16 protein-coding genes and 1 pseudogene are annotated in these 21,187 nt (G+C 39.3%); 11 read left to right on the plus strand and 6 right to left on the minus strand.

Translation table 11 applies throughout. From position 1 onward, the window contains the following. Window positions 1–1,234 precede the first annotated feature (1,234 nt). The 11 genes from PLE33_07495 (at window position 1,235) to PLE33_07545 (ending at window position 15,674) form a co-directional block, all read left to right on the plus strand. Window positions 1,235–2,146: a DUF1848 domain-containing protein gene (locus PLE33_07495; protein HPS61093.1), complete on the plus strand. Its 912-nt coding sequence runs from the start codon at window positions 1,235–1,237 to the stop codon at window positions 2,144–2,146. A gap of 93 nt (window positions 2,147–2,239) precedes the next feature. Continuing rightward, entirely contained in the window at window positions 2,240–2,392 is a 153-nt protein-coding gene (locus PLE33_07500) for a hypothetical protein (GenBank protein ID HPS61094.1), read from the plus strand. A gap of 348 nt (window positions 2,393–2,740) precedes the next feature. Next, window positions 2,741–4,021 carry an L-serine ammonia-lyase, iron-sulfur-dependent, subunit alpha gene (locus PLE33_07505; GenBank protein ID HPS61095.1) on the plus strand — a complete coding sequence of 427 codons (1,281 nt, stop codon included), beginning with the start codon at window positions 2,741–2,743 and terminating at the stop codon, window positions 4,019–4,021. A gap of 14 nt (window positions 4,022–4,035) precedes the next feature. Further along, window positions 4,036–6,045, plus strand: a complete 2,010-nt coding sequence (locus PLE33_07510; GenBank protein ID HPS61096.1) for a urocanate hydratase — start codon at window positions 4,036–4,038, stop codon at window positions 6,043–6,045. A 2-nt stretch (window positions 6,046–6,047) separates the two neighbouring features. After that, on the plus strand, window positions 6,048–7,463 hold the full coding sequence (locus PLE33_07515) for a UTP--glucose-1-phosphate uridylyltransferase (GenBank protein ID HPS61097.1): 1,416 nt from the start codon (window positions 6,048–6,050) through the stop codon (window positions 7,461–7,463). Continuing rightward, window positions 7,444–8,676 (plus strand): MlaD family protein, encoded by a 1,233-nt coding sequence (locus PLE33_07520; protein HPS61098.1) that lies wholly within the window; start codon window positions 7,444–7,446, stop codon window positions 8,674–8,676. The genes PLE33_07515 and PLE33_07520 overlap by 20 nt, the downstream gene beginning before the upstream one ends. A gap of 9 nt (window positions 8,677–8,685) precedes the next feature. Then, window positions 8,686–10,875 (plus strand): ABC-type transport auxiliary lipoprotein family protein, encoded by a 2,190-nt coding sequence (locus PLE33_07525; GenBank protein HPS61099.1) that lies wholly within the window; start codon window positions 8,686–8,688, stop codon window positions 10,873–10,875. 8 nt (window positions 10,876–10,883) lie between these two features. Further along, the gene (locus PLE33_07530; protein HPS61100.1) at window positions 10,884–11,960 is read left to right on the plus strand and encodes an MlaE family lipid ABC transporter permease subunit; all 1,077 of its coding nucleotides are present in this window, start codon (window positions 10,884–10,886) and stop codon (window positions 11,958–11,960) included. A gap of 3 nt (window positions 11,961–11,963) precedes the next feature. Then, window positions 11,964–12,701 (plus strand): ATP-binding cassette domain-containing protein, encoded by a 738-nt coding sequence (locus PLE33_07535; GenBank protein HPS61101.1) that lies wholly within the window; start codon window positions 11,964–11,966, stop codon window positions 12,699–12,701. 11 nt (window positions 12,702–12,712) lie between these two features. Next, window positions 12,713–13,180: a dihydrofolate reductase gene (locus PLE33_07540; GenBank protein HPS61102.1), complete on the plus strand. Its 468-nt coding sequence runs from the start codon at window positions 12,713–12,715 to the stop codon at window positions 13,178–13,180. 463 nt (window positions 13,181–13,643) lie between these two features. Further along, the gene (locus PLE33_07545) at window positions 13,644–15,674 is read left to right on the plus strand and encodes an aminopeptidase (protein ID HPS61103.1); all 2,031 of its coding nucleotides are present in this window, start codon (window positions 13,644–13,646) and stop codon (window positions 15,672–15,674) included. Between the two features lie 3 nt (window positions 15,675–15,677). On the opposite strand, the gene PLE33_07550 is transcribed toward PLE33_07545, so the two are convergent. The 6 genes and pseudogenes from PLE33_07550 to PLE33_07575 all read right to left on the minus strand — a co-directional run bounded on the left by PLE33_07550 (window position 15,678) and on the right by PLE33_07575 (window position 21,184). Beyond that, window positions 15,678–16,124: a tRNA (cytidine(34)-2'-O)-methyltransferase gene (locus PLE33_07550; protein ID HPS61104.1), complete on the minus strand. Its 447-nt coding sequence runs from the start codon at window positions 16,122–16,124 to the stop codon at window positions 15,678–15,680. Continuing rightward, on the minus strand, window positions 16,112–17,212 hold the full coding sequence (locus tag PLE33_07555; protein HPS61105.1) for a thiamine ABC transporter substrate-binding protein: 1,101 nt from the start codon (window positions 17,210–17,212) through the stop codon (window positions 16,112–16,114). The genes PLE33_07550 and PLE33_07555 overlap by 13 nt, the downstream gene beginning before the upstream one ends. Next, window positions 17,213–17,986 (minus strand): annotated as a pseudogene (locus tag PLE33_07560) (ABC transporter permease). Window positions 17,987–18,085: 99 nt separating this feature from the next. Next, window positions 18,086–19,462, minus strand: coding sequence for a replicative DNA helicase (gene dnaB, locus PLE33_07565; protein ID HPS61106.1), 1,377 nt, complete (start codon window positions 19,460–19,462; stop codon window positions 18,086–18,088). Window positions 19,463–19,466: 4 nt separating this feature from the next. Beyond that, window positions 19,467–19,946 carry a pantetheine-phosphate adenylyltransferase gene (gene coaD / locus PLE33_07570; GenBank protein ID HPS61107.1) on the minus strand — a complete coding sequence of 160 codons (480 nt, stop codon included), beginning with the start codon at window positions 19,944–19,946 and terminating at the stop codon, window positions 19,467–19,469. Further along, on the minus strand, window positions 19,946–21,184 hold the full coding sequence (locus PLE33_07575) for a Xaa-Pro aminopeptidase (protein HPS61108.1): 1,239 nt from the start codon (window positions 21,182–21,184) through the stop codon (window positions 19,946–19,948). Before PLE33_07575 ends, coaD begins: the two co-directional genes overlap by 1 nt. Window positions 21,185–21,187: the final 3 nt, after the last annotated feature.

Genomic DNA, 21,187 nt, shown 5'->3' on the forward strand with positions numbered 1-21,187 from the left:
TGACTTCGCGACGAATTTTTGTTTTAACTCTAAACCGAGCTTCAGCTTTGACAGTGTCTAACAAAAGATAAATATTCTGTTACCTCTGCATTTTGTTGCAACCACAGAAGAATCGGTTTAGAGTCAAAACAAACAGCTTGTTTTGACTTACAATTTTGCCACAGCCATCACTGAAACCACAACTCACAAATTGCAAACACTGGCAACCGAGTATATTCTGGTTTCTTCATTTCAAAATTGTGAGTTAAAACAAGAATCCTGCGCACTGGCAACCGAATTTCACCAACCCCTCAAATTCCACAATAGTAAAGGATTTCCTTTTTCACATTTGCAGGGTTGAGTTGGAATTGTTCAGAAATAGCGACTGCGCAGTGAATTTTTGTTTTAACTCTAAACCGAGCTTCAGCTTTGACAGTATCGGACAAAAGATAAATATTCTGTTACCTCTGCATTTCGTTGCAACCACAGAAGAATCGGTTTAGAGTCAAAACAAACAAGAATCCTGCACACTGGCAAACGAATTTCACCAACCCCTCAAATTCCGCAATCGTAAAAGAAAATGTTTTTTAAATTTGCAGGGTTGAGTTGGAATTGTTCAGAAATTGTTACTTCGCGACGAATTTTTGTTTTAACTCTAAACCGAGCTTCAGCTTTGGCAGTATCGGACAATAAATAAATTTCCTGTTACCTCGGCATTTCGTTGCAACCACAGAAGAATCGGTTTAGAGTCAAAACGCTCACAGCTTTGACAGTATCGGACAAAAGATAAATATTCTGTTACTTCTGCATTTTGTTGCAACCACAGAAGAATCGGTTTAGAGTCAAAACGCTCACAGCTTTGAAAGTTGAAGTCAACGAACAAAATTTCCTGTTACCTCTGCATTTTGTTGCAACCACAGAAGAATCGGTTTAGAGTCAAAACGATCCCAGGCCAAAATTGTGAGTTAAAACAAGAACTCTTATAAAATACCATCTGGCAACTTTATTCTTTTTACAGCCCAAGATAGTTGTTTACCAATTCCTATTTTTTGGCGATTTGCGGCGAATGAGATTCCCGTATCGTTCCCATATCGCAATACGAGAACGATACGGGAGTCATATCGGCGTGTTATAGAAAAAATATGGGATAGTGATAACCACCAGCTAATATTTTCCTTGTCTGAAATGTTATTATCTCTAAGCTGGAATCAATATCAAAGTGAGATAATATTTTGGAGGCAAAAAAGAAGACAATATGGAACCGGTAATCATTTCTGCTTCGCGAGCCACAGATATACCCGCTTTTTATTCGGACTGGTTAATTTCCCGGGTGGAGGAAGGATGCTTAAAATGGCAAAATCCTTTTAATAGAAAGGTTCAGGATGTTTTCTTTGCCAAAACCCGACTTTTTGTGTTCTGGAGCAAAAATCCTTTCCCAATGCTGAAAAAGCTATCTTACTTTGATGAAAAGAGCTACCATTACTATTTTCAATTTACCGTAAATGACTATGAACAGGAAAACTGGGAAAAAAATCTGCCAGCTTTGAAGCAACGCCTGGAGACCTTTATGAAACTTTCAGAACTTATTGGCAAGCAAAAAGTTATCTGGCGTTTTGACCCTCTTATTACAAGTGATAAGCTGCATCCCGATGAACTGCTAAAACGCATAGAAAAAATCGGTGACCAGCTTTTTCCCTATACGAATAGATTAGTTATCAGCTTTATAGACATAGAAATCTACAAAAAAGTGAAACGCAATCTTAGCGCTTTACCCGATAAAATTCAGGAAATAGATATTACTACAATGCACTATTTTGCCAGGGAATTGATGCAACTGAACCAGAAATGGAATTTGAAAATTGCTACCTGCGCTGAAAAAATAGACCTGCACCAATATGGAATTGAACATAATCGCTGCATTGATGACCGCCTGATTATTGAGCTCTTTTCATCAGATAAAGAATTAATGAACTTCCTGGGCTATAAACCCTCTTGCCAGACCGATTTTTTAACTTTTGGGAACAATGTATCTTCATATAGCTATGAAAAATTGAAAGATAAAGGACAACGCAAATTTTGCGGCTGCATCAAAAGCAAAGATATCGGTAAATACAATACCTGCCAGAATGGATGTGTGTATTGTTATGCTAATTCAACAAGACAGTGAACGGTGAAGGGTGAAGGGTGAAGGGTGAAGGGTGAACGGTGAAAGGTGAAGAGTGATAATGAAAAATGGAGAATTGAGAATTGAGAATTGAGAATGGAGAATGTATCAAGCGAAATAGATTTTTTTTTACAAAGAGAGAAAGAGAGAAAAGAGATTAAATGGAGAATGGAGAATGGAGAATTGAGAATGGAGAATGGAGTGAGGCGTCCTGAAAATAGTGGACTAAAAATAAGAAAGAAACTCTGAACTCCCGAACTTTGAACTCCCGAACTTTGAACTCCTGCACTAAGAACTTCCGCACTTTGAACTTCCGCACTTTGAACTTCCGCACTAAGAACTTCCGAACTTTGAACTTCCGCACTAAGAACTCCTGCACTTTGAACTCCCGCACTTTGAACTCCTGCACTTTGAACTTCTCTGACAATCCTCTAAATCCTTAAATCCTTAAATCCTTGTTTCTGAAATCCTTGTTCCTAAAATCCTTGTTTCTAAAATCAAATCTGCGTGCAACAAATCCTCTTTCCTTTTTTGCTTGACGGATTAAATCCAAAATAAAGAATAGTAAAAAAGCTAAAATTGATAGTAGGACAGGTGATGAAGGATAAAGAAAACATCTTGGCGTTGCTAAAGCAAGAAGTAGCTCCTGCAGTTGGATGCACAGAACCAGCTGCCGTTGCTTTAGCCGGAGCTTATGCTGCAAGTGTGATGGAGGGGAAAATCATCTCTGCCAATTTAATTGTAAGCCCCAATATTCTGAAAAACGGTATGGGCGTAGGCATTCCCAATACCAATTTACTGGGTTTGGAGATTGCTTTTGCGTTAGGTATATTAGTTGCCAAACCGGAGAAGGAATTGGAGGTTTTGTCAGATTTGGATGCAGAGACCATTGATAAAGCACAGCAGATGCTGGCAGAAAAAAGAATCCAAACCAAAATGCTGGAGACCGAAGAAAAGGTTTGGATTGAAGCGGTAATAAAAACCCCAAAATCTGAAAGCAAGGCAATTTTACGGTGGCGGCATAACTGGCTGTATCATTTGGAAAAGGATAAAAAGATTTTACGGCACCAGGAACTGGAAGCTGAAAATGCGCTTGGCTTAATTTCCTGCACTGCTTATACTGTGAAGGATTATTACGATTTTTGTATCAATACGGATATTAGCAATTTGGAAAAGATTGATTTGGGAATGAAGGTTAACCGCAAAATAGCGGATTTTGGTTTATCTAACAATTCCGGCATAAATGTAGGCAAGATGATTATGGAGCAAATAAAAAGTGGTCTTTTGGGCGATGATATTCATCATTATGCTATGGCTCTTACGGCGGCGGCAACTGATGCCAGAATGAGTGGTTGCAACTTACCTGTAATCAGTAATTCCGGAAGCGGAAATCAAGGTTTGGCTATTACTTTACCCATTATTGCAGTTGCCGAAAAACTTGGCAGTAACAAAGAAGAACTAATCAGAGCTTTAGCTTTAGGGCATTTGGTGAGTGTGCATATTAAACAAAAAATAGGTATTCTTTCCTGTATTTGCGGATGCCTTTCTGCTTCAGCAGGAGCTGCAAGTGGCATAGTTATGCTCTTAAAAGGCAATTATTCTCAAATTGAATATGCCATCAAAAATATGATTGCGGATACAGCAGGAATGGTTTGTGACGGTGCCAAAGAAGGTTGTTCCTTAAAAGTTGCCACAACCACAAGCGCTGCCGTGCAAGCTGCTCTTTTGGCAAAAGCAGGAATTTGCGTTTCTTCCAATGACGGTATTATTACTGAAAGTATTGAAGGGACAATTGATAATTTGGCTTATTTTGTAGCCAGGGGAATGCAGGATGCCGACAGCACCATCTTAAATATTATGTTAAATAAAACAAAATAAAGGAGCGAAAAGAAATGGCGGATATAAAATTTGAAGCTCATTTACCTTTGGAGCTACCTCCTGAGCCAACTTTTGAACCTAAAATTCGGAGAGCCCCAGATAGAGGATTGGATTTAAGCAACAATGATATTGCCTTGGCTTTAAAAAATGCCCTGCGCTATATTCCTGAAGAATTACATAGCGTTCTGGCACCGGAATTTTTACAGGAACTGAAAACCAGAGGTAGAATTTATGGCTATCGCTATCGTCCGCAGGGTCATATTTACGGCAAACCGATTGATGAATATAAAGGCATTACTCCAGCCAGAGCCATTCAAGTGATGATAGATAACAATTTGGATTTTGATGTTGCTTTATATCCTTATGAACTTGTTACTTATGGTGAATCAGGACAGGTCTGTCAGAATTGGATGCAATATCGGCTAATTAAACAATACTTGGAAATAATGACAGAAAATCAAACCCTGGTTGTTGCTTCAGGGCATCCCTTAGGGCTTTTTCCTTCGCGTCCTGAAGCTCCCAGAGTTATATCTACCAATGGATTAATGGTTGGGAAATGGGATAACCCGGTAGAATTTAAACGCCTGACGGCATTAGGGGTGGCAAATTACGGTCAAATGACTGCCGGGGGATGGATGTATATAGGTCCTCAGGGCATTGTAAACGGAACTTATATCACTTTGCTGAATGCAGGCAGAAAATATTTGGGTATTCCGGAAGATAAAAATCTGGCAGGTGTGCTTTATGTTTCTTCAGGTTTGGGTGGAATGAGCGGCGCTCAAAGCAAAGCAATAGAAATTGCCGGTGGCATTGGCATTATTGCCGAAGTGGATAAAAGCAGAATAGAAACCAGATACAGTCAGGGCTGGGTTAGCAAGGTCTCCAGCAATTTGGAAGAGGTCTTTAAGTGGGTAGATGAAGCCCGACAAAGCAAAAAACCGCTCTCTATTGCTTATTACGGTAATATTGTTGACCTGCTGGAATATATAGATAAAAATAACATCAAAGTGGAATTGCTTTCGGACCAAACCTCGTGTCATGTAGTTTACGAAGGTGGTTATACCCCCGTAGGAATTAGTTATGAAGAAGGGCGTAAACTTCTGGCAGAAGATATTGAATTATTCAAGCAAAAAGTAGATTTCTCCCTGCGCAGACATTTTAATGTGCTGAAGAGCTTAACGGAAAAGGGCTCTAAATTTTGGGATTATGGCAACAGCTTTATGGCAAGTATATTTGATGCAGGAATAACAGAAATCTCCCGCAACGGAAATAATACCAATGACGGCTTTATTTGGCCCTCCTATGTGGAAGATATTATGGGTCCTATTTGTTTTGATTACGGTTACGGACCTTTCAGGTGGATTTGTCTTTCCCGCAAAGATGAAGACCTGCACAAAACAGACCTTGCTGCTATCTCTTTAATAGACCAAAATCGCAGTGCTATGGATAGAGATAATTACTATTGGATTTCTACCGCTGAAGAGAATAAACTGGTTGTAGGAACTAAAGCCAGGATTCTGTATGCTGATGAAGAAAGCAGAATAAAACTGGGACTGAAGTTCAACGAAATGATTCGCAAAGGTGAAATTGGTCCTGTTATGCTGGGTAGAGACCATCACGATGTTTCCGGAACGGATTCTCCTTTCCGCGAAACAGCCAATATTTATGACGGCTCAAATTTGATGGCAGAAATGGCTACCCATTGTTTTGCCGGAAATATTGCCAGAGGAATGACTATAGTTGTTCTTTCCAATGGAGGCGGAGTTGGAGTAAGCCGTTGTATTAATGGCGGTAATGGAATTGTTTTAGATGGTAGCGAAAGAATGGATGAAGTTATTAAAAATGGTCTTTCCTGGGATGTTATGGGGGGAATTGCACGCAGAGCTTGGGCTCAAAATGAAGGTGCTGTAAAAACCGGAACTGCCTGGAACGAAAAACACAGTGACGAAGGCATTATAACCCTGGCAGAAAAGGTTGACGAAGAAATGATTGAGCACTTGGTAAAAAAGGAGTTTGGAGCATAAAAATGAATACTCCCTTTATCCGATTGATGAAACAGGAAGGCATAAAGGAAGAAGTTATACGCACTTTTGAGGCATATTATAATTTACTTGCCCAAGGTGAAAAAGGGCTGATTGGTGAAGAAGAGATAAATCCTCCAGCGGAAAAGAATTTGATAGATTATGATAAGATAAGGCACTATTCCCGAAACTCGCTGTTGAAACATATTGCAGTTATTAAGCTTAATGGTGGTTTGGGAACGAGCATGGGTCTTTCTAAAGCAAAATCGCTGTTGCCGGTGAAGAATAATCTTAATTTTCTGGATATTATTGCGCGTCAGGTATTAACTTTAAGGTCAATTTCCGGATATGATATTTTATTGCTTTTTATGAATAGCTATAATACGGATGAAGATACTTTAAAATACCTGGAAAAATATCCTGATTTAGGTAAGCAGGATTTACCTCTTTCCTTTTTACAGAATAAATTTCCCCGCATTCGTCAGGATAACTTGCTGCCCTACGAAAACAAGGATAAGAAATTGATGTGGAATCCACCGGGGCATGGAGATATTTATACTGCGATAGGGGAATATTTGGGTAAAATGATTGCCCAGGGTTACAGTTATGCCTTTGTTTCCAATGCCGATAATTTGGGGGCTATTGTAGATACTTCAATTCCAGCATATATGGAAGATAACAGAATACCTTTTTTAATGGAAGTGTGTTTGCGAAGTCCGATGGATAAAAAAGGCGGTCACCTTTGTGAAGATAAATCCGGACAGCTGCTTTTAAGGGAGATTGCTCAATGTCCTGAAAAGGATTTGCCTGTTTTTCAGGATATTGATTATTACAAATATTTTAACACCAATAATCTGTGGATTGACCTTAGAGCTTTGGAATGGCATATAATTTCCAACGAGGGTTTAATGCTGCTACCCTTAATTGTAAATCCGAAAATGGTTGAAGGAACAGCTGTTTATCAATTGGAAACTGCAATGGGCTCAGCCATCAGTTTGTTCAACAATTCCAAGGCATTGGTTGTTTCCCGAGAGCGTTTTGTGCCCGTGAAAAAGACAACTGACCTGTTAGCTCTCTGGTCGGATGTTTATGAGCTTAACGAACAGTATCAGATTGTTTTGAAACGAGGGGTAGCAAAAGCTCCTGTGATAGAACTGGAGGAGCAATATTACGGGAAAATTGAAGATATGCAAAAAAGGTTCAGTAAAGGCATTCCTTCTTTGAATAGCTGCAAAGAACTAAGGATTGATGGTGATGTAAGCTTTGGAGAGGATGTTATCTGTGAAGGGAAAGTAACCCTGAAAACCAGTTTCCCGGTGTTTGTTCAGAATTGTTTACTTACGGGAGAAGTGGATTTGAATGCGGTTGCAGCTAAGCAAAAGACAGGGCAGGAGGATAAAGATGGTTTCCAAAGCAGCTAAAATACGATTAGGGATTTTTTTAACCATTGGTGCAATATTAATCATTATCTTTGCAGCTGTAGTTGCCGGCAGCAGATTAGTTGAGAAGAAGGATATTTATTATATTGAATTTGAGGACTATTCTGTTAGCGGTTTACAGGTTGGCAGCTCAGTCAATTATCGGGGTATCAAAATTGGCAGAGTAGAAGCAGTGAAAATTAACCCCAAGGATGTTTCCAAGATAATTATTACCATCAGTGTGGATAGGGGAACTCCTATAAAAGAAGATACTGAAGCAGTGTTACAGTTATCAGGAATAACCGGGCTTAAAAATGTGGAAATCAGAGGTGGCACAAATGAAGCCAAATTACTTAAGCCCAAAAGTTATATTAAGCCCGGAACGACAATGCTGGAAGATATCAGCGAACGGGCTAAATCCATCGTAGATAAAATAGATATGATTGCAGCCAATCTAAATGCTATAACCGGAGAAGATAACAGAAAGAATATTGCTACGATACTTGCTCAAACCAGTTTAATTTTACAAGACACCCATGAAAACCTGGCAACTACTATGCAAAGCATTAGTCGGATTGCCAATAATACTGCTGATTTAACAGAGGAGCTAAGTAAAGACCTTAATACTGTTACCGAAAATCTTACGAAAAACCTTGATGCTATCACCAGCAGCGCTACCAGTAATATGCAAAATGTTTCTGAAACCTCACAGGCAAGCTTAATTAGCGTTACCAATAATGTAAATCAACAGCTGGAGGATTTAACTAACAAACTGGATACCAGCTTAACGCAATTGACAAATGATGGTTCAGCTTTAATCCGCGAAGCTAATCTGCAGGTTTCCACGGTTGGCGAACACAGCGATCAAATGGTGCTGCAAACCACCCGTGAGATTTTAACTATCAGCAATAATATCAATCAGGCACTAAATCAGGTTAATACCATTCTTTATGCTCCCGGTTTTGACAGTTTAATGACCAACCTGGGAAAACTTAGCGGCGAACTTTCCAAAACCGATTTGAAAGGAATGATTACCGAACTCTCTACTACAATCCAAAAAACCGGCACTCTGGTTTCTAATTTGAACAGAGTAGTAACCCGGGGACAGGGTGACCTGCTGGAAATTTTAAGTACCTTAACGGAAACGAGTGAAAACCTGAATGAATTTTCTCGTCAGATAGCAGATACACCTTCTATTTTACTACGCGGAAATTAGGAGTTAGAAATGTTTAAGATAAAGAAATCAGTTCATCTTTGGGGTTATCTTGCTTTGCTATTGATGCTAACGGGCTGTTTGCAAAAAGTGGAAAGAACACCTGTAAACTACTATGTTTTGGAATATCAACCGAAAACAGAAAAACCGGAATTACGCCGAACTACGAATACCGGAAAAAATCTGGAAGTGCTGGATACGGTTCTGCCGCGAACTTACGACCGTAATCAAATTGTAGTGAAGGAAAACTTCTATAATGTTAGATTTCTGCAAACGGATGTTTGGGCAATGCGTTTACGGGATGCCATTCCCAATTTGATTGTTCAGCGTTTGAGCTCTTATAATGTATTTGGAACCGTTTCCCGAGGTAAGCAATGGGAAAAGAATCCTCAATATTTTCTGGAGACCACTGTGTATAATATAGAAAAGATTGAGGGAACGGAACCGAGAGCGTATTTAAAAATGGAATTTGTATTGCGGGATTCCACTTCCGAAAAGATAGTTTTTACTCACAAAGGTGAGCGTTCAATGGAACTGATTGATCCCTCAATGATTTATCTGGTGCAGGCATTTAACGAAATGCTGATGGAAGAAACGGATCTCTTTACGGCAAAATGTAATCTCTATTTCAGCGGTTTACCGGTGGAGGGAAAATCTCTGGCAACATCAACTTCTTCAATAGGTCGCTATGTTTATGAAGAAATGGTCGCTATGGAGAATTATAACGATTTCGGAGAACTGATGGTGATTACTAAAACGCAAACGGAGGAGCAAATTCGTTATTCTATTGAAGAATTGGATTCGTTAAACACCGTAATTTCCACCGATGAATTAGTGATGGGGGTTCCGGCTTTATTAAAACCGGGACATTATAGAGTTATTATTGGTGAGATGGGAGATTTAATTACCAGTGTGCAAATTTTACCCCGGCAACGCACAGTTGTAAAACCCAATTGGGGTGAACTGCGAATAGTTGTTATGGATGAATCTAAAGCCCGGGTTAGAATGGGATATGATTTGTGGAAAAAGAATATAGATGAAGAAGGGTATAAAATTTACAGCGGGGGAATGTTCAGTATGGGAGAAGACGAAATTGGAGCTGTAGATAAACTTTGGATTTTACCCCCCGGTTCCTATTTAGTAAAATTGGGCGGCGGTTCCTGGAGTGACTTGAAAGATTTTGCCACGGTAACCTTGATGGAAGGAGAGAAAAAGACCCTTTCAATGATTGTTGACCCTGCTGCTGAAGGTAATGTTTTAATCGGAGCCGGCGTTTTTGCAGATGAAGATATAGGTTTGGGTTCTAAACGAATTCACCGCGGCGCTATTCATAGCAATATTTCCCTCACTTCCAATAATAATGTAGATAAGAATAAACCTACTACCAGTGCATCTCTTACCGGGCAATTTGATAACAGTATTGATACTCACGATTTGCTTAAGCCCTTTCAATTTACCACTCGCAGTATCTATGACATTGGCTTAAATCTTACTTCCAATCAGGATTTAGTTTTCAGTCCCGATGATTATTCTTTAAAAAGCGTTCTTTTATTTTATCCGATAAAGAAAAGTAACTTTTTTAAGAACTTCGCTTTATACGGAAGGATGAATTTGAATACGCATTTATTTGATGAAACCACCATTTTTCCCGATACTAAGAATGTTATCCTGCAAAATGCAGAAGGGGATACAGTTTCAGTTCGCCTCAATCAATCCGATTTGAAAACAAAGATTGCTTTCTATCCTTTGCGCATAAAAGAAGGAACGGGTTTAACCTATCAAATAAATTTCAGTCCTAATGCGCAAACGAGTTTACGCGTTGGCTACGGTTGGTTACAGGACTATAACAAAAACAGCTATGTGTTTGATAAACCGGTAGCAGGTTCTTTAGATGGAGTTGACTATGAATTTGAAAAATATAAAGAAGAACCGAACGGTAGCTCCAAAGGTATTGAATCCACCATTATTCTATCGGCTTTGAATTTACTGAAGTTTATCAGCATCAATTCCACTTTGGATGTTCTTTTCCGGATGGGCGTTCCGGATCATTCATACAGTTTGGAAAACGAGAATAGAATAAATTTCCGTTTATTCCGCAATATTTCTGTGGATGTGAAATTTAATATTTCTTATGATGAAACCAAAAAGCCCTGGACTGTTTACGATTATACTACCTTCTTGCGTTTATCGCTGTTTTATTAAGAGGATTGATGCCCTGCAAAATAGCTAATAACACACTTTACCTGGAGGGAAGCTTAAATGCAGCTACAATTCCCTCTTTGTTAGAGGAGGTCAATTCGCTGCTGAAACATCAAAATCCCAATACGATTGACCTAAGTGGAGTTACTGTTTTGGATAGTGCCGGGGTTGCTTTTCTGGATGAAATAAATATTCGTTTGGCAGCCCAAGGATTATTACTGTATCAAGGAGCCAGCGAAGAAATTCAAGAAGTAATGGAGACCTTTTCTTCTCTTAAAGTAAAAGTGCCTGCCCCGGAAAGGAAAATGGGCTTTTTTGAGCAGATAGGGGATGCAGTTGTTGTTGCATATCATAATTTCTATGATGTAATGTTACTTGCCTCCGAAGTTTTTTATTGGGCGCTGATAGGAATTTTTAGCAGGAAAGGTCAACGGAAGGGCTCTTTTACAATTCAATGTTCGCTTTTAGGTTCACAGGCATTGCCGATTTTATCTTTGCTTTCATTTATCGTGGGCTTTATATTATCTTTACAGGCATCTGTGCAGTTGGCTAATTTTGGAGCCAATGTATTTATAGCAGACCTGATGGCATTTTCTATGGTGCGTGAAATTGCACCTTTAATTACGGCTATAATTGTTGCCGGTAGAAGCGGTTCAGCCATTGCTTCAGAAATTGCTACAATGCAAGTTACGGAAGAAATTGACGCCTTAAAGATAATGGCTTTATCTCCAGTCCGCTATGTTGTTGTTCCCAAATTTCTTGCCATCACTGTGGTAATGCCTATACTGGTTATGTTTTCCATTTTGGTTTCCGAGATTGGAGGCGGAATTATTGCCATAAATTACCTGGATTTAAGTATTTACACTTTTGTCCAGCGTTCCATAGATGTTTTAACTATGAAGGATATCGTAACCAGTTTTGGCAAAAGCATTATTTTTGCTTGGACGATTGTAGTGATTGGTGCCTATTGCGGTTTTCAAGTTAAAGGTGGGGCAGAGGGAGTTGGCAAAGCAACAACTTCTTCCGTAGTTGCCTCCATTTTTGCCGTAATCATCTGGGATGCCATTTTCAGCTTACTCTATCTATAAATTATGGAACCCGTTATCTCTATCAGGAATTTAACTGCCCAATATGGCGATTTGACAGTGCTGGATAATATCAATGCAGATATCTTTCCAGGAGAAATAACTGTTATTTTGGGGGGTAGTGGTTGCGGGAAAACAACGCTTATAAAGAATATTTTACGCCTTGTAGAACCGGTTGCGGGAAGTGTGAAATTTTGGGGAGAAGAGGTTTTGGATTTGGATGATATCCAGATGGCTAATATTTTACGGAGAATAGGAATGCTTTTTCAAAGCGGTGCTTTGCTCAATTCTCTTTCCATTTATGAAAATATCAGTATTCCGCTGGAATTGCATACCAAACTTCCCCGGTCGCTGATTGATAGAATAATTAAAGTAAAATTGAATCTGGTAAACCTCAGTGAAGCGCTATATAAATTTCCTTCTGAACTTTCCGGGGGGATGAAAAAAAGGGCTGCCTTAGCCAGAGCTATGGCTCTTGACCCGCAAATTCTTTTTTGTGATGAGCCCTCGGCAGGGCTTGACCCGTTAACTTCCGCCTCGTTGGATGAACTAATCTTAAGCTTGAAAAAACAGTTGAAAATGACTATTGTGGTTGTTACTCACGAATTAGCTTCTATCCATAGAATTGCCGATAAAATTATCTTTCTGGAGCAGGGTAAAATGCTTTTCAACGGAACTTTGGCAGAGGCACAAAAAGCAGGCATTCCTCAAATTGATACCTTCTTTGAGGTAGGCAGATTCTGAGTATCATAATTATTGCCGCTTACGACTTGAATCGGCTGATTGGCAAGAACGGAAAAATGCCCTGGAAAATTCCTGAAGACCTTATCAGATTTAAAACTTTAACGATGGGTCATCCTATTCTGATGGGGAAAAAAACCTGGTTTTCGCTAAGAAAACCTTTACCTGGAAGAGAGAATATTGTTTTAACCAGTGATGTTTCTTTTCAACCTCAAGGTGCAACGGCAGTTCATAGTTTGGAGGAGGCATTAACAATCATCGGGAGCCGAGAAACCTATATTATTGGCGGTGCCAGTGTATTCAAACAATTTCTGCCTCTGGCGGATAAAATGCTGATAACCCTTATTCATTCCGAATTTGAAGGTGATACCTATTTTCCCGTTTTTTCGGAAGAAGAGTGGCTTTTGCAGGAAAGTTCTTCTCTGCTTTCTGTTACCGGCTATCAATTAAGCTTTCAAACCTATATCAGAAAAATCCTGTAAAGGGAAGTGATAATATAAGAAGGAAACTGTTTTTGTTTTAACTCCTGCTCTTGAAATTTGCTGTTTAGTTAAAGAATAGTAGCAAGAGTGTTCCAAGATAAGCTTGCAGTTTACCGGATAGCTTTTGTAGAATCGTAAGAGAAAACTATCTTTCTTTTGCTTGCTTGTTTATTTTATGCAGTAGTAACGATTCCTTAACGATTCCTTAACGGGGCTAAGGTATCGTTAAAGAATCGTTAAAGAGTCGTTAAAGACAGGACTAAGGAACATAGATTTTGATATGAGAATACGGCTATTCAACTTTAGTTTGTGTAGATTTATGTTTTCGCAGGATTTACCAGCCATTATTAAACCTGAAACCCAGGATTATGCTTGACACAATCCTCTGCCGAAAAAAAAGATAAATTTCCGAAACGGGTATAAAGTTTCATTTCCCGAAATATAGATTAAAAAGGATACTAAAATGAAAGCAACTTTCAACGATGTTAAAGTGCGCATCCTTGCTTGTAAAGAGCCATATCAAGAACTCATTCAACGCCTTGAAATAATGGAAATTAAGCAGGATATGCCGGATGCTGCTTTTTTTCAGGAATTGCAAAAAATATGTTTGCAAAGCGAGGAATTCGCTACATTTCTGGAAGATGACCCTCAATTGAAAACAATCCCCTTAGAGCATCTTTCTTCCTGGCACAATGAATACTATGCCGCTTTGGCAAATTATGATAACTGCCTGGGAAATCCTGATTACGCAGTTAAACAATACGGTGAAGAAAAGGGTAGATTTATTGCCTCCGTCTATTACCAGTTTATGAATATGTTTGCATTGCAGGCAAACAGAAACTACCTGCAGCTGGAAGAAAATTTGCGCCTCTTTTATGCGTTATATAACAAGGCAGTTAACGGAATTATTGAGGTTAAGGATTGGATTCAGGACTACCGAAAATTGTTTCTGGAGAATTATAAAACAAAGCTCTATTACAAATTTTATCAAAATTTCTATCCCGAGGCAAACATCAATTATGATCTTATTCTGAATTCCAACCTGAAGGACTTGCGTTATCTATACCGCTATGGAATGTTTATTTCCGATGCCAGCATAAAAATGGCTCAATTTCTAAATTCCTATCCGGAACAAGAACTGATGGATATTGCCCGCTATATTGTTCAATGCTGGATTGATGGTTTCACTCGGGGACAAAAAGATTACCGGCAAAAAAAGACAGCTGCTATAATTGTTCCTTGCGGAATGGAACTTTTGGGTCGCCTTGTTTATAATGAACTGGAAAAAATAGGTATCAAAGGTCAATTCAATGTTCCCTACAAAATATATCAGAACAAGCAGTTTAGCTATGATCACCGTTTTGATAATGCCCTTATTTTAGATACAGATTTTGCCGATATGGCTATAGAGGTATATGCTGAAGTAGTTATGGAACTGCAGGAAGAGCTGAAAAATGATGCGGGACCCGTTTATATAGAACTTTTTGGCGAAACACCTTTCTCTCCGATTGTTAAAAACAGTGTTTTAACTCTTAGTAAAGAACAGCAGGATCTTTCCCGGAAAATGATATCCAGAAATACGCGAACCTATTATCAATACTATAAACGCGATCAAGCCAGCTTTTGCATTATTGCCTTCCCGTCACCGGAAATTGGAGAACAATTCCCGGAAATTTTTGCCGCTACCTTAAAAATTAACCTTTTAGATAGTATGCATTATGCCGAAATTCAACAGAAGATAATTGATGTGCTGGATAAAGCTGATTATGTAAATGTGAAAGGCAAACCGGGAAACGATACTGATATTAATGTGCAACTGCATACTTTGCAAAATCCGGATAAGGAAACCAACTTTGAGAATTGTGTGGCGGATGTTAATATCCCGGTTGGCGAGGTCTTCACTTCCCCCGTGTTGAAAGGCACAAACGGAACATTGCATGTGGCTGATATATATCTTAATTCTTTACGCTATTTTAATTTGAAGATTCACTTTGCCGATGGATGGGTGAAGGATTATTCCTGCACCAATTTTGCAGACCCGGAAGAGGGGGAAAAATATATTTATGAAAACCTGTTATTGCCTCATAAGTCCTTGCCCATTGGTGAATTTGCAATAGGAACAAACACTTTGGCATATCAGATGGCAAAAAAATATGATATTCTGGCTTTACTGCCAATTTTGATTATTGAAAAAATGGGACCTCATTTTGCCATTGGCGATACCTGTTACAGCAATGAGGAAGATAGCCCCCATCCCAGTTTTGTAAATGGGAAAGAGATGATTGCAGTGGATAACGAAAAATCCATTACCCGTAAGGAAGACCCCGTTAATGCCTATCTGCAAAAACATATAGATATCACTTTACCCTACGAAATGCTGGCTTCCATAACTGCGGTTACTAAAGAAGGCGAAAAATTTGATATTATTAGAGATGGCAGATTTGTTGTCCCGGGAACAGAAGAATTAAATATTTACCTGGATGAAGGTGTTTAAAGTTTAGCTGATTTGCCTGAGTGCTTCATAAATAATAATAGCAACAGAATTAGCCAAATTGATACTGCGAATTTTGCTGCTCATAGGAATGCGAATTCCCTGTTCGGGAAATTTGTTTAACAGCTCTATCGGCAAGCCCCTGGATTCAGGACCGAAAACAAAAACATCGTCCTTTTCGTAATTTACATTCCAATAACAGGTAGTTACTTTTGTGCTTGCCAGAAATATCCTTTCGGCAGGAAACGCGGCATATATTTCCTCAATACTGTTATGCACTTCCAGTTTGAGGTCTTGCCAGTAATCCAATCCTGCGCGTTTAAGAGATTTATCGTTTAGCAGAAAACGGATTGGTTTTATTAAATGCAAAGTGGCATCGGTGCCAACGCAAAGACGGCCTATATTTCCTGTATTTTGTGGTATTTCAGGTTCAAACAATACTATATGAAACATTTTTTAGCTCGCGTATCGGAGAACTCTGTTCCTTCGCCTTTTTTAGCAATCTGGTATCCGAAAAGCCGTCTCCAAAAATCCAGCCAGTTATTAATATTCTCTTGAATAGTAGTTTCGGTTAGGCGGTCATTAACGCTGTAAATAGTTAAGGGAAGAGCGGAAAAATGCATTGGTAAAAGCGTTTTACGGTTTGCAGGAAACATTCCTGATTTGTAGATTACCATTTTTTGCGTTTCGGGAGCAAGAAAGTGCTTCACAAACTTATTGCATAAAGCCGATTTCTTTGTGCCGCGATGAATTCCAATTGCCTCCACATATTGATAGCTTCCCTCTTTCAGCATAGAGACCTGGAAATTGCGGTTTGCAGGATCAAGTTCCTGTAAAAAAGCAGGAGTGGTATTATAACCAATCATCAAAGAACATTCTCCTCTTTTTAGCGCTTCCAGCATTTCGTTGGGAGTGGAATAGGTTTTGTAGATGTTTTTGCGTAAACTCTTCCACAGGTGTTCATAGCCCGCATTGCCAAAAAGAGCTATACTCCAAAACAGGGTGGAAAGTCCTAAACTGGAAATTTGGGGATCACAGACGGCTATTTGAGACAGGTATTTGGCATCTTGCAATTCGCCAAAGGATTGAGGTGGCTTTTGGATGATAGAAGAATTATAAACAAGACCGAGATTGCAATAAGCATAAGGAATTAGGCGTAAAGTGGGGTCAAAAATAGTTTCTTTTGTTAACAGGTCGGCATCTATTGTTTCTGCAGGGACAAAGTGAATTGCCAGAGTTTCGGATTGGGCAAAACTGTTGTCAATTCCAATTGCCAGATCAAATTTGCCGTAATTGGCTCTATTTTTAATAGCTTTGCTCAATTCTGCGGCGTTGGGGAATAGAACTATGTCCAATTGGCAGTCATTTCTCGTTTGGAAATCAGGGACTACGGAATGCTCCAATCCTGAAGTGCGAAATTCATTGGTGGCGAAAACGACTAACTTGTTTTTATAAACTTTTCCGTTTTGCTTGCCAACTTCTTTGCCGCAGGAAAATAATAATACTGCAAAAAGCAAAACAAGGTATCTGAACAGCTTCATTTAATATGCTCCAAAAAGAAGCCAGGCAACTATGAAATCCATCACTAAAATGGCTACCGAGGAATAGACCACAGTTAATGTTGTGGCTTTGCCAACTCCTTCGGCTCCTCCAATACAGCGGTCTCCATGATAACAGCCGAAACTGGTAATAATAAAACCGAAAACCAGGGATTTAACTAACCCGCCCCAAAGATCGGAAGGGATAAAGTAACTGCGCATATTATTAAAGAATGTATAATAATGAATTCCATAGCGAAGCCAGGAAAAATACCAGGCACAAATTATGCCCACAGCATTGGCAAAAACAGTTACTAAAGGAAAAGCAAAAATACCTGCAAGCATTCTGGGCATATAAAGAAATTCATAAGGATCAATATTCATACTTTCCAGGGCATCAATCTGTTCGCTAACACGCATCGTTCCTATTTCCGCAGTGATGGATGCACCAACTTTTCCGGTTAAAACTAAAGCAGTTAAAACCGGTGCCAATTCTATCATTGTAGATTTGCCAATCAGCACACTGAGCAGATTTACAGGGACATAACCCTTGGATTGATAAACTGCCTGTAATGCTGTTACAAGACCCGTAAAAGCAGCAGTTAAAAAAATCAGAAATAGGGAATCAAACCCAATCCGCTTAAATTGGATTAGAAATTCCTGATAGCGTTTTAACAGAGAGGGTATTTTGGCTAAACACTTTCCTACGAAGATGGTGTATTCCCCAATACCGGAAAAAAGATTACTGCTCATATTGCGTTTCAAGGGAGAAGAGAGTTTTGCAGAGGAAAGGGTTCCTTAGTTATTTGTGCAGAAAGAGCTCTTTTAGGTTTCGCTGTTTTTATTGCGGAGGAACGATGTCCTTCGTCAACACCGTTACTGCTCATATTTTGTTTCAAGGGGACGGAAAAGAGTGAATTCCTTTTCAAATCCCAATTCCAGATTGCCTGTAGCTCCGTGTCTGTTTTTACTGATAATAATTTCCGCGATACCCGTTTTTTGCGTGGTTTCCGGGAAATAATATTCATCCCGATAGATAAACATTACCAGGTCTGCATCTTGTTCAATGGCACCGGATTCTCTCAGGTCTGCCAGTTTGGGTTTTTTATCTTCTCTGTTCTCAGCAGCCCGATTTAGCTGAGAAAGAGCTATCACCGGAATTTTCATATCTTTGGCTAAGATTTTTAATGCTCTGGAGATTTCGGAAATTTCCTGTTGGCGGTTATCTTTTTCGCGGGTTAGCGTCATCAATTGTAAATAGTCAATCATAATTAGGTCTAATCCACCGATTTCAGCAGCCAGGCGTCTTGTTTTGGCTCTAATATCCAAAGGAGTGTTTGTTCCCGAGTCATCAATGTAAATGTGCTTGGAAGAAAGAACTTCCGATGCCTGCATAATCCGAATCAGCTTTTCTTCGTTCATTCCATAGCCCCGTAACATTCCATCCATTTTTACTTCGGAGGCGGAACTGAACATTCGCATAATTACTTCGTCTGCAGCCATTTCCATAGAAAAAACAGCAACTTTCTTATTCAGATTTACGGCAGCATTAGCAGCAATATTTAAAGCCAGAGAGGTCTTTCCCATTGCCGGACGGGCAGCTATGATGATAAATTGTCCTGGTCTGAAACCACCTGTAAAACGGTCTAAATCGGTAAAACCACTGCTCACGCCGGTAACAGGAACTTTAGTAGAGGCAATTTTATCTATATTATCCAGAACTTCCTGGCTGATTTGATCAAAACGCACAAAACCCTGATGACTGGGTAATTCAGCGATGGCGAAAATTGCCTGCTCTGCTTCATCTACAATTGATTTAACCGGTTTTGCCGCGGTGTAACAGTTTTCAATAATTCCATTGGCTGCTAAAATTAAATGTCGTAGTAACGCCTGATCTGTTACAATATTAAGATGGTAATCAAAATTAGCGGAAGAGACCACAAAATCGGCAATTTCGTTAATGTAAGGAATGCCCCCTACTTTTTCCAACAGGTTATTTCTTTCCAGGCGGTTAATTAAAGTTAATTGATCTATCTCAATCCCTTCAAAGAAGAGTTCTTGCATTGTGCGAAAGATTAGTTTATGCACATTGCGGTAAAAGTATTCTTCCTTTATTTTTTCTATGCCTTTGCTAACTACCTCACTATCTATAAGCATTGCGGAAAGCAAAGCTGCTTCGGCATTGATATCAGCAGGTAGAGCTCTTTCTGTTTTGGCTTTATTCAGTTTTTCCGCTTCGCTTTGTTTTGCCATTTCGTTAGCTCAAATACTTTTTTCGCATTGCGTCCGCAACGCAGGCAGGAACATAATCTTCCAAAGGTCCGTTTAAAGCAGCCAATTGGCGGATCATTGAAGAAGAAAGATACATATATTTTAAAGAAGGAACCAGGAAAATGGTCTCAATTTCAGGATTGAGTTTCTTGTTTGTAATCGCTAAGGAGAGTTCATATTCAAAATCCGAAACCGCTCTCATTCCTCTAATCATAATTCGGCAATTCTGGCTTTTGGCATATTCTACGAATAAACCTTGGAAAGTGCTTACTTTCACATTGGGGATATGTTCCGTCGCTTTTTGGCAAAGTTCATATCTTTCCTCTAAAGTGAACAGGGTTTCTTTTCCGGTATAATCAGCTACAGCTAATATAACTTCATCAAATATCTGACAGGCCTTCTCCAAAATATTCAGATGACCCAGAGTGAGAGGATCAAAAGTTCCAGGGTAAATTGCCTTAGACATTATTTACCCATAGCTCTTTGGCGGATTTCTTCAATTTCGGAAATCTCTTTGGGAATATTCTGCGAAAGCACGCAAAAACCTGTCTCTGTAACTAAAACATCATCTTCAATGCGAACACCCAATTTCTCTTCCGGAATATAAAGTCCCGGCTCCACCGTTATTACATTGCCAATTTCCAGGATAGAATTACGACCTCCAACATCGTGAGTGTCCATTCCCAAAAAGTGACTGATGCTGTGCATATAATATTTCGTTATTTCATCTTCATTGGTAATCAGACCAAGTTCAACAGCCCCCTTAGCTAATAAATTGCGAGCCGTTCTATTCAGGGTGGCAAGCTCAATTCCCGGTTTAATCATCTCAATAATCTTTTTCTGCACTTCCAAAACAACACTATAAACCTGTTTCTGGCGTTCACTGAAGGTTCCGCTGACGGGAAAACAGCGAGTAATATCAGCACTATAATTTAAATAGGAAGCGCCAACATCCATTAAAACCACCTCACCATTCTCTATTTGACATTCGTTTTTTTCGTAATGTAAAGTGGCAGCATTGATTCCGCTACCAACTATAGGAGCAAAACCCCATTGCTTAACTCCCATTCGTTGCAAACGGTAAAACATAATTGCTTCCAGTTCATATTCCATCATTGCCGGTTCCGCTTTTTCCAAAACATCCATAATTGCTTTTCCGGTAATGTCAATAGCCCGTTGCAGCTGTTGCAATTCCCATTCTTCTTTCACTTTGCGGAAAGGAGTAATAAGTGTTTCTATGGATTCCATTATAATATTAGGATAGCGTTTGCGGATGGGGGAGAGCTTGAAAAGCTGTCTTGAAGGTGGTTTATCCAATTCCTGGATGCCAATATTAGCCCAGATTTTAGAAATTATAGGGCAATATGCGGATAGTATTTCAAAAAACTCATCCAGATAGTGAATTTTGACCAAATCCAAACCGCTAATCTTAGCGGCTTCTTCACGGCTCATTCTTGTGCCGGTCCAAATTGCTTTTTCCGGATCGCTGCGTTGAATAAAAAGCATTTCCGTAACAAAATTCCGGTTGTTATAAGCAAAATAAATTGCCTCAGGTATCTCTAACCCGGTTAGATAGAGAAAGTCATTATCCTGCTTGAATTTCTCTAATTGTGCTTCTTCAGCAGCAAAAAGAATTATTGCTTCTTTATCATTCAGAGAGGAAAATATTTTTTCTCTCCGGGGAACAGTTATTTCAGCATTCATTGG

Origin of the sequence: Candidatus Cloacimonas sp. (assembly GCA_035403355.1) — a bacterium.
Lineage (GTDB): Bacteria > Cloacimonadota > Cloacimonadia > Cloacimonadales > Cloacimonadaceae > Cloacimonas.

Coding starts and splice junctions, on each gene's coding strand:
- coaD (HPS61107.1), bottom strand. CDS start 19,946: ATGTCTAAGGCAATTTACCCTGGAACTTTTGATCCTCTCACTCTGGGT.
- dnaB (HPS61106.1), bottom strand. CDS start 19,462: ATGGCAAAACAAAGCGAAGCGGAAAAACTGAATAAAGCCAAAACAGAA.
- PLE33_07525 (HPS61099.1), top strand. CDS start 8,686: ATGTTTAAGATAAAGAAATCAGTTCATCTTTGGGGTTATCTTGCTTTG.
- PLE33_07500 (HPS61094.1), top strand. CDS start 2,240: ATGGAGAATGTATCAAGCGAAATAGATTTTTTTTTACAAAGAGAGAAA.
- PLE33_07575 (HPS61108.1), bottom strand. CDS start 21,184: ATGAATGCTGAAATAACTGTTCCCCGGAGAGAAAAAATATTTTCCTCT.
- PLE33_07510 (HPS61096.1), top strand. CDS start 4,036: ATGGCGGATATAAAATTTGAAGCTCATTTACCTTTGGAGCTACCTCCT.
- PLE33_07520 (HPS61098.1), top strand. CDS start 7,444: ATGGTTTCCAAAGCAGCTAAAATACGATTAGGGATTTTTTTAACCATT.
- PLE33_07535 (HPS61101.1), top strand. CDS start 11,964: ATGGAACCCGTTATCTCTATCAGGAATTTAACTGCCCAATATGGCGAT.
- PLE33_07515 (HPS61097.1), top strand. CDS start 6,048: ATGAATACTCCCTTTATCCGATTGATGAAACAGGAAGGCATAAAGGAA.
- PLE33_07545 (HPS61103.1), top strand. CDS start 13,644: ATGAAAGCAACTTTCAACGATGTTAAAGTGCGCATCCTTGCTTGTAAA.
- PLE33_07530 (HPS61100.1), top strand. CDS start 10,884: ATGCCCTGCAAAATAGCTAATAACACACTTTACCTGGAGGGAAGCTTA.
- PLE33_07495 (HPS61093.1), top strand. CDS start 1,235: ATGGAACCGGTAATCATTTCTGCTTCGCGAGCCACAGATATACCCGCT.
- PLE33_07550 (HPS61104.1), bottom strand. CDS start 16,124: ATGTTTCATATAGTATTGTTTGAACCTGAAATACCACAAAATACAGGA.
- PLE33_07505 (HPS61095.1), top strand. CDS start 2,741: ATGAAGGATAAAGAAAACATCTTGGCGTTGCTAAAGCAAGAAGTAGCT.
- PLE33_07555 (HPS61105.1), bottom strand. CDS start 17,212: ATGAAGCTGTTCAGATACCTTGTTTTGCTTTTTGCAGTATTATTATTT.